This is a genomic window from Roseicyclus sp., assembly GCF_052168335.1.
Taxonomy (GTDB): Bacteria; Pseudomonadota; Alphaproteobacteria; order Rhodobacterales; family Rhodobacteraceae; genus Roseibacterium.
In genome coordinates, this window is the sequence record NZ_JBQLZP010000625.1 from 1 (window position 1) to 7,455 (window position 7,455).

General features: G+C 70.1%; 8 protein-coding genes and 1 pseudogene. 1 reads left to right on the plus strand and 8 read right to left on the minus strand.

The window, feature by feature from the left end; translation table 11 throughout:
* Positions 1-264: hypothetical protein (locus ACTS11_RS19120; protein ID WP_442641881.1), on the minus strand; the 264-nt coding region annotated here is incomplete at its 3' end.
* A gap of 12 nt (positions 265-276) precedes the next feature.
* Here ACTS11_RS19120 and ACTS11_RS19125 point away from each other — a divergent pair.
* The gene (locus ACTS11_RS19125) at positions 277-1,125 is read left to right on the plus strand and encodes a helix-turn-helix domain-containing protein (RefSeq protein ID WP_442641882.1); all 849 of its coding nucleotides are present in this window, start codon (positions 277-279) and stop codon (positions 1,123-1,125) included.
* Here ACTS11_RS19125 and ACTS11_RS19130 read toward each other — a convergent pair.
* The 7 genes and pseudogenes from ACTS11_RS19130 to ACTS11_RS19160 all read right to left on the minus strand — a co-directional run.
* Complete coding sequence (locus tag ACTS11_RS19130; RefSeq protein WP_442641883.1) at positions 1,118-2,599, minus strand: UxaA family hydrolase; 1,482 nt, start codon at positions 2,597-2,599, stop codon at positions 1,118-1,120. The genes ACTS11_RS19125 and ACTS11_RS19130 overlap by 8 nt on opposite strands.
* A 17-nt stretch (positions 2,600-2,616) precedes the next feature.
* On the minus strand, positions 2,617-4,062 hold the full coding sequence (locus ACTS11_RS19135; RefSeq protein ID WP_442641884.1) for a mannitol dehydrogenase family protein: 1,446 nt from the start codon (positions 4,060-4,062) through the stop codon (positions 2,617-2,619).
* Positions 4,052-4,795 carry an SDR family oxidoreductase gene (locus tag ACTS11_RS19140; RefSeq protein WP_442641885.1) on the minus strand — a complete coding sequence of 248 codons (744 nt, stop codon included), beginning with the start codon at positions 4,793-4,795 and terminating at the stop codon, positions 4,052-4,054. Before ACTS11_RS19140 ends, ACTS11_RS19135 begins: the two co-directional genes overlap by 11 nt.
* Positions 4,792-5,616: a 5-dehydro-4-deoxy-D-glucuronate isomerase gene (gene kduI / locus ACTS11_RS19145; RefSeq protein ID WP_442641886.1), complete on the minus strand. Its 825-nt coding sequence runs from the start codon at positions 5,614-5,616 to the stop codon at positions 4,792-4,794. The genes ACTS11_RS19140 and kduI overlap by 4 nt, the downstream gene beginning before the upstream one ends.
* A 9-nt stretch (positions 5,617-5,625) precedes the next feature.
* A complete protein-coding gene (locus ACTS11_RS19150) occupies positions 5,626-5,943 on the minus strand; it encodes a cupin domain-containing protein (RefSeq protein WP_442641887.1) in 318 nt (105 codons plus the stop codon).
* Between the two features lie 14 nt (positions 5,944-5,957).
* A complete protein-coding gene (locus ACTS11_RS19155; protein WP_442641888.1) occupies positions 5,958-7,235 on the minus strand; it encodes a TRAP transporter large permease in 1,278 nt (425 codons plus the stop codon).
* Between the two features lie 6 nt (positions 7,236-7,241).
* Positions 7,242-7,455, minus strand: a pseudogene (locus ACTS11_RS19160) (TRAP transporter small permease); the annotation flags it as partial.

Here is a 7,455-nt window from a genome sequence, read left to right on the forward strand (position 1 = left end):
CAGCACCGGCGCCCAGTTGAGCGAGCCGCCGCCGACATAGGCGATCCTGACCGGGATGGGCTGATGTTCGGTTTGCGTCATGTTTGTATCGCATTCGGCACAGGCAGATTTGCCCGGCACGTGCGTGCCGCACCGAATACGAACCTCCCTTCGTCGGTTTTCCCGGCTTTTTGCCGGTGTTCTTGAACTGGGCCTCAGGCTATGCTCCGGGCATGCGCGTGAAAATGAACCGTTCCTAACAAAAAGATGGATATTTCCGAACATACTCTTGTCTCCATGCTTCCGACCCAGGCGTTGAGCCTGCGGCTCGCGCGTCCGCCGATCGCCATGTCCCACGGGCCGACCTGGAAGATCGACAAGGTGAACCCTGTCCATGATCTCGTCGTTTGCCTGGCCGGTGGCGGGCGCTACCGGATCGAGGACGAGGACATCGCCCTGTCGCCCGGCGAGGCGATGCTGATCCCCGCCTATACCCGTTTCCGGGGGCATCACGCGGGGGATGACGCCACCTACACGGGGATCGCCCAGCACTTCTCGCTCGACCTCTTCGGGCGGGAGGACGTGCTGGGGCAGATGCGGCTCAGGCGGCACGTCCGCCTGTCGAACTGGCCTGTCCTGGAACCGCTCGTGTCGCACTACCGGGCGACGCCGAGCGGCGCCATGGCGACGCTCACGCAGCACCACCAGTTCATGGTGATCCTGCTCATGTATCTGGAGGACGCCTTCCTCGGCTGGCGCGAGGCGGTGCCCGAGGGACCGCAGAGCCAGGACCTTCTGTCGATGCAGATCATGTTCGTGGCCTCGCGCCTGGCCGCCGACCCGGTGGGTTCTGGCGTCGAGGAGGCGATGCGCTCGGTCAGCTTCAATCCCGACTACTTCCGCCGCGCCTTCCGCGACCGGATCGGGATGACGCCGCAGAAATACCGCGAGCTCAAACGCATGGAGTTCGCCGTCAGCCGCCTCGGCCAGGGCCATCCGGTCAAGCGCGTGGCGGCGGAACTCGGCTATTCCGACCCGTACTTCTTCAGCCGGATGTTCAAGCGCTACATCGGGTCGAGCCCGTCGAGCTACCGGCTCAGGCGCGGCGGCATGGACGGCGACCCGCCCCCGCCTCCGGCTACATGACGGCACCGACCTGCCAGGGCACGATCTCGTGGTCGCCGAGGCCGAGCGCCTCGCTCCGCGTGGGCTTGCCCGAGGCGACGGCGAGGATCTCGGCCAGGATCTCGGCGCCCTTCCGGGCGAGGCTGGTGCCTTCGCTGACGATGTCGCCGCAGTTGAGGTCCATGTCCTCGGGCATGGAGGTGAAGAGCCGGTCGTTGGTGGCGAGCTTGATCGTCGGCGCGGGCTTCGACCCGAAGGCCGAGCCGCGCCCCGTGGTGAAGACCACCACCTGCGCGCCGCCCGCGATCTGGCCGGTGACGGAGACCGGATCGTAGCCGGGCGTGTCCATGAAGATCAGGCCGCGCGCGGCCACCTGCTCGGCATAGCCGACCACGTCGGCGAGCGGCGTCGAGCCGCCCTTGGCCGCGGCGCCGAGCGACTTCTCGAGGATCGTCGTGAGCCCGCCCGCCTTGTTCCCGGGCGAGGGGTTGTTGTCCATCGAGCCGCCGTGCATCGCGGTGTAGCCCTCCCACCAGCGGATGCGCGCGAGGAGCTTCCCGGCCACCTCCGGGCTCGCGGCGCGGCGGATCAGGAGCTGCTCGGCCCCGTAGATCTCGGGCGTCTCGGACAGGATCACCGCGCCGCCCTGCCCCACGAGCAGGTCGGCCGCCACGCCCAGCGCGGGGTTCGCGGTGATGCCGGAATATCCATCCGAGCCGCCGCATTGCAGGGCGACGGTCAGCTCCGAGGCGGGGCAGTCGCTGCGCTCGACGGCATTCACCTCGGGCAGCAGCGCCTCCACCCGTTCGCGGATCGCGGCGATGGTGGCGCGGGTGCCGCCAGTGTCCTGGATCGTCAGCCCGTGGAAGCGCTCCTGCCCCGTCCCGGAGAAGGCCGCCTTCATCCGCGCGACCTGCATCACCTCGCAGCCGAGGCCGACGAAGACCGCCGCGCCCACGTTCGGGTGCGTGGCGTATCCCCAGAGCACGCGCTGGAGGTTGTCCCAGCCCGGCCCCTCGGCGGCCATGCCGCAGCCGGTGCCGTGCGCCAGCGCGAAGACGCCATCGACGTTGGGATAGGCGTCGAGGATGCCGCTTGCCCGGATCTGCTCGGCCGCCTGCCGGATCACCGTGGCCGAGCAGTTCACCGTCGCGCAGAGCGCGATGTAGTTGCGCGTGCCGACGCGGCCGTCGGCCCGGCGATAGCCGCGGAACGTCGCGGGCGCGGCCTCGGGGATCGCGGCGCGCGCCGCCTCGAGATCGGTGCCCGCTGCGTAGTCCCGGTCATGCGCGCCGATCGCGCAATTGTGGCTGTGGACGTGCTCGCCCGCGTCGATGTCCTGCGTCGCGTAGCCGATGATCTGCCCGAACTTGCGGATCGGCCGGCCCTGCGCCAGTGCGTGCCGCGCGAGCTTGTGGCCCGCGGGCACGCCGCCCTCCTTCGCGGTCAGGATCACCACGTCGTCGGATGGATGCAGGAGGATCGGGTCTGGCATGGGCGTGTCCGGCTCCGTCAGGTGGTCCCGGCCAGGCGGCGCACCATCGCGTGCGCCCCGTGCCGGCAGATGCCATCCAATGCCGCGGAAAGCCCCGCCCGCAAGTCCGGATCGGCGGCCAAGGCGCGCGGAAAGACATCCTCGATGGCGAGGAAGGCTGCGACACGGCCCTCCGCGTCCTCCGCCCCGTCCCAGGCCGCGCGCAGCCGCCCGGCCAGCGGGTCGCGCACGTCGATGGGCGCGCCGGCTTCGTCGGTGCCGCCCGCGTAGCGCATCCAGGCCGCCACGGCGAGCAGGAGCCCCGGCACCGCCCGCCCCGCCGCGAGACCGTCGGCCAGCGTGCCGAGAAGGCGCTGGGGCAGCTTCTGGCTGCCGTCCATGGCGATCTGCCACGTCCGGTGCCGGATCGCTGGATTGCGGAACCGCTCGAGCAGCGCCGCGCAATAGGCGGCAAGGTCGACGCCCTCGGGCTGCGGCACGGCGGGGATGATCTCGTGCGTCCAGAGATGCCGGCAGAAGTCGGCGAAGGCGTCATCCGCCACCGTGTCGGCGATGGTCTCGTGCCCAGAGAGGTAGCCGAGATAGGCCAGCGCCGAATGCGCGCCGTTGAGGCAGCGGAGCTTCATCGTCTCGAACGGGGCCACGTCGCGCGCGAACTGCACGCCCGCCGCTTCCCAGGCAGGGCGGGCGCCGTCGGTGAAGTCGTCCTCGATCACCCACTGGCGGAACGGCTCGTGGACCACGCAGGCCTCGTCGCGATAACCCTGCGCGGCGGCCAGTGCGGCCACGTCCCCGGGCGTCGTGGCGGGCGTGATCCGGTCGACCATGGTGGAGGGGAAGCGGACCTCGGCCGCGATCCATTCGGCGAGGTCGGCGTCGCGCGCACGCGCCATGTCGAGGATCACGCCGCGCACCGTCCGCCCGTTGTGGGGAAGGTTGTCGCAGCAGAGCACGGTGAAGGGCGCAGTCCCCGCTGCCCGCCGCCGCGCCAGCGCCTCGACGACGAAGCCGGGCACGGTGACGGGCGCGCCGGGGTTCGCGAGGTCCGCGCGGATGCCCGGATGGTCGCGCCGCAGACGCCCCGTCGCGGGCTCGTGGCAATAGCCCTTCTCGGTGACGGTCATGGACAGGATGCGCACCTCGGGCGCCGTCATCGCGTCGAGGACGGCCGACGGGTCCTCGGGCGCCACGAGGACACGGGCGATCGAACCGATGACGCGATACCCGGGCCCCTCCGGCGCGAGCGTGACGGAGGTGTAGGCGCAGCCCTGCGGCGCGAGCCGGTCGCGCACGCCCGCGCTGTTCAGCGAGACGGCGCAGATCCCCCAGTCGCCGCCTTCGGCCTCCATCGCCTCCTCGGTCCAGATGGCGTTGAAGGCACGGAAGAAGGCGCCGGGGCCGAGGTGGACGATCCCGACCTTCGGCGCGGGCGCGCTGCGGGACAGGCGCGCGTCAGCGGGCAAGCCATCCTCCATCGACGTTGATGACCGCCCCCGTGACATAGCGCGCGGCGGGCGAGCAGAGGAAGGCCACCGTGCCGCCGATGTCCTCGGGCTGCCCCCAGCGCCCCATCGGGATGCGCTCGAGGATGGCGCGGGACCGCTCGGGGTCGGCCTGGAGCGCGGCGGTGTTGTTGGTCTTGATGTAGCCGGGCGCGACCGCGTTCACGGTGATGCCCTTCTCCGCCCATTCGTTGGCGAGGATCTTCGTCACGCCCGCCACGCCGTGCTTGGCCGCGGTGTAGGACGCGACCCGGATGCCGCCCTGGAACGAGAGGAGGGAGGCGATGCTGACCACCGCCGCCGGCGTGTGCCCCGAGGCGAGCGCCGCCCGCGCGAAGGCCTGCGCGGTGAAGAACACCGCCTTGAGGTTCACGTCCATGACAGCGTCCCAGTCGGCTTGCGTGAAGTCGAGGGCGTCGCCGCGGCGGATCGTGCCCGCGTTGTTCACCAGGATGGAATAGCCCTGCCCCTCGAAGACGTCCCGCGCCGCCATCGGATCGGAGAGGTCGAGCGACATCGTTTCGGCCGCGCCGCCGCTGGCGCGGATCGCGGCGACGGTCTCGTCGGCGGGCGTTCGGCCCGCGCAGGTCACCTGCGCGCCCTGACCGGCGAGCGCCTGCGCGATGGCGCGCCCGATGCCGGTGTTGGCGCCCGTCACCAGCGCCCGGCGGCCTTCGAGCGAAAACGGGTTCACAGGAGTTCTCCCGGCTGCACGAACTCCATGTCCGTGTAGTCGACGTTGTCCCCCGCCATCGCCCAGATGAAGGTATAGGCCCCGATCCCCGCGCCCGAATGGATCGACCAGGGCGGCGAGATCGCGGCCTCCTCGTTGGCGACGACGAGGTGGCGCGTCTCCTGCGGCTCGCCCATGAAGTGGATCACCCGCGCCTCGGGCTCCATGCCCCAATAGAGATAGGCCTCCATCCTGCGGTCGTGGACATGGGCGGGCATCGTGTTCCAGACCGACCCCTCCAGAAGCTGCGTATAGCCGAGGACGAGCTGGCAGCTCTCCATCACGAGGGGGTGGATGAACTGGTAGATCACGCGCTTGTTCGAGGTTTCCGTCGCGCCCAGTTCGACCCGCTTGGCCTCGGTGATGCGGACGAGGCGGCAGGGCAGCGCGGCATGGGCGGGCGCGGAGGTGATGTAGAACCGCCCCGCTCCGCCGAAGGTCACGGGCCCCGAGCCCTTGCCGAGGTAGAGCACGTCGCCCGTCTCGAGCGTCCAGACCTGGCCGGCGGCCCCGACCGTTCCGGTGGCGCCGATGTTCACGATGCCCATCTCGCGCCGCTCGAGGAAGGTCTCGGTCCGCGTCTCGGCCACCTGGCCCAGCACGAGCTCGGCGCCGTTCGGGACCGCGCCGCCCAGCGTGAAGCGGTCGTAGTGCGTGTAGATCAGCCGGATCTCGCCGTCCGCGAACAGGCCCCGGCCGAGGAAATGGCGGCGCAGATCGCCGGTGCCGAGGGTGCGGGCATGTTCGGGATGGACGGCTTGACGGGTCTCTACGGTCAGCATGACGGCTCCTTACAGGAAATCGGGACGGCGCGGGGTGAAGCAGTCGATCAGCCGGCCCGCGGCGAGGCAGGTGCAGCCATGCTCGACCCCGGAGGGGATGACGAAGCTGTCGCCCGGGCCGACCTCGAGGCTTTCGCGCCCGATCTCGAACCGGAAGCGGCCGCTTTCGACATAGGTGGACTGGACGTTCGGGTGACTGTGTCGTTCGCCGGTCGCGCCCGCCTCGAAGGCGAAGGCGACCATCATCAACCCCGCGCTGTCGCACAGGACCTGGCGGGTGATCCCGGGCGCGGGATAGGCAAGCGGATAGCGTTCGACGATCGGCATGGGTCTGCGTCCCCTCAGAACAGCGACGGCAGCCAGAGCGACAGCGCCGGCACGTAGGTGACGAGGAGCAGTGTCGCGATGGCGGCGAGGTAGAAGGGCCAGATCGTGCGGATGACCCTGCCAACCGGGACCTTGCCGACGGCGCAGCCCACGAACAGGACCGCCCCCACCGGCGGGGTGCAGAGCCCGATGCCGAGATTCAGGACCATGATGATCCCGAAATGCACCGGATCGACGCCCACGGCGGTCGCCACCGGCAGGAAGATCGGCGTCGTGATGGCGATCAGCGGCGACATGTCCATGAAGGTGCCGAGGAGCAGCAGGACCACGTTGAGGATCAGCAGGATCACCAGGGGGTTCGACGACAGCTCGGTCATCGCGGCGGCGAGCGAGGCCGGAATGCGCATGTAGGCCAGGAGCCACCCGAAGGAGGCCGCGCAGCCGATCACGAGCAGCACCATGGAGGCGGTCCTCACCGCGCCCAGCGTCGCGGCGACGAACTGTGCCCAGCCGAGCGTGCGATAGGCCACGAGCGTCACGAGGAGCGCGTAGACCACCGCGATGCACGAGCTTTCGGAGGCCGTGAACACGCCCGAACGCACCCCGCCGAATATGATCGCGACGAGGATCAGGCCCGGAACCGCGTTGAGCAGGATCCAGCCCAGCGCCGCCATGCCGGGGAAGCGCTCGGTCGGATAGCCGCGTCTGCGGGCCACCAGCCATGCGGTGATCATCAGCGCGGCCGCGAGGAGGAGGCCGGGCAGGATGCCGGCCGTGAAGAGGTCGGCGATGGAGATGCGCCCGCCCGCCGCGATCGAGTAGATGATGAGGTTGTGCGATGGCGGCAGCATCAGCGCGATGATCGAGGACACGACCGTGACGTTGACGGCGTAGTCCTTGTCGTAGCCGCGCTCCTCCATCTGCGGGATCATCAGCCCGCCGATCGCCGAGGCATCGGCCGCCGCCGAGCCCGAGATGCCGCCGAAGAGCACCGAGGCCGAGATGTTGACCTGCCCGAGGCCGCCGCGCAGGTGGCCCACGGCCGCCCCCGCCAGCGCCACGAGCCGCCGGGCAATGTCGCCCCGCACCATCAGCTCGCCCGCGTAGATGAAGAAGGGGATCGCCATCAGCGCGAAGACCGACATGCCGGAATTGAGCTGCTGGAACACCACCACCGGCGGCAGGCCGAGGTAGAGGATCGTGGCGAAGGCCGCCGCGCCGAGGCAGAAAGCCACCGGCGTGCCGATCAGGAGCAGGAAGGTGAAGGTGCCGAAGAGGACGTAGGCTTCCATGCCGGGTCAATCCTGTGCCACGGCGGCTTCGCCGAAACGGGCGGTCGGCAGCCCCGCGAGGCGCCGCAGGATGCGCTCGACCGAGAAGAGCAGCATCAGCACCCCGCCCCAGATCAGCGCGCCGTAGTTGAAGGCGCCGGAGATCCCGATGTTCGGGATCGTCGTGTTCCAGACCGTCGCCGCGAGCTGCGTGCCGTAGACGATCATGCCGCCCGAGAAG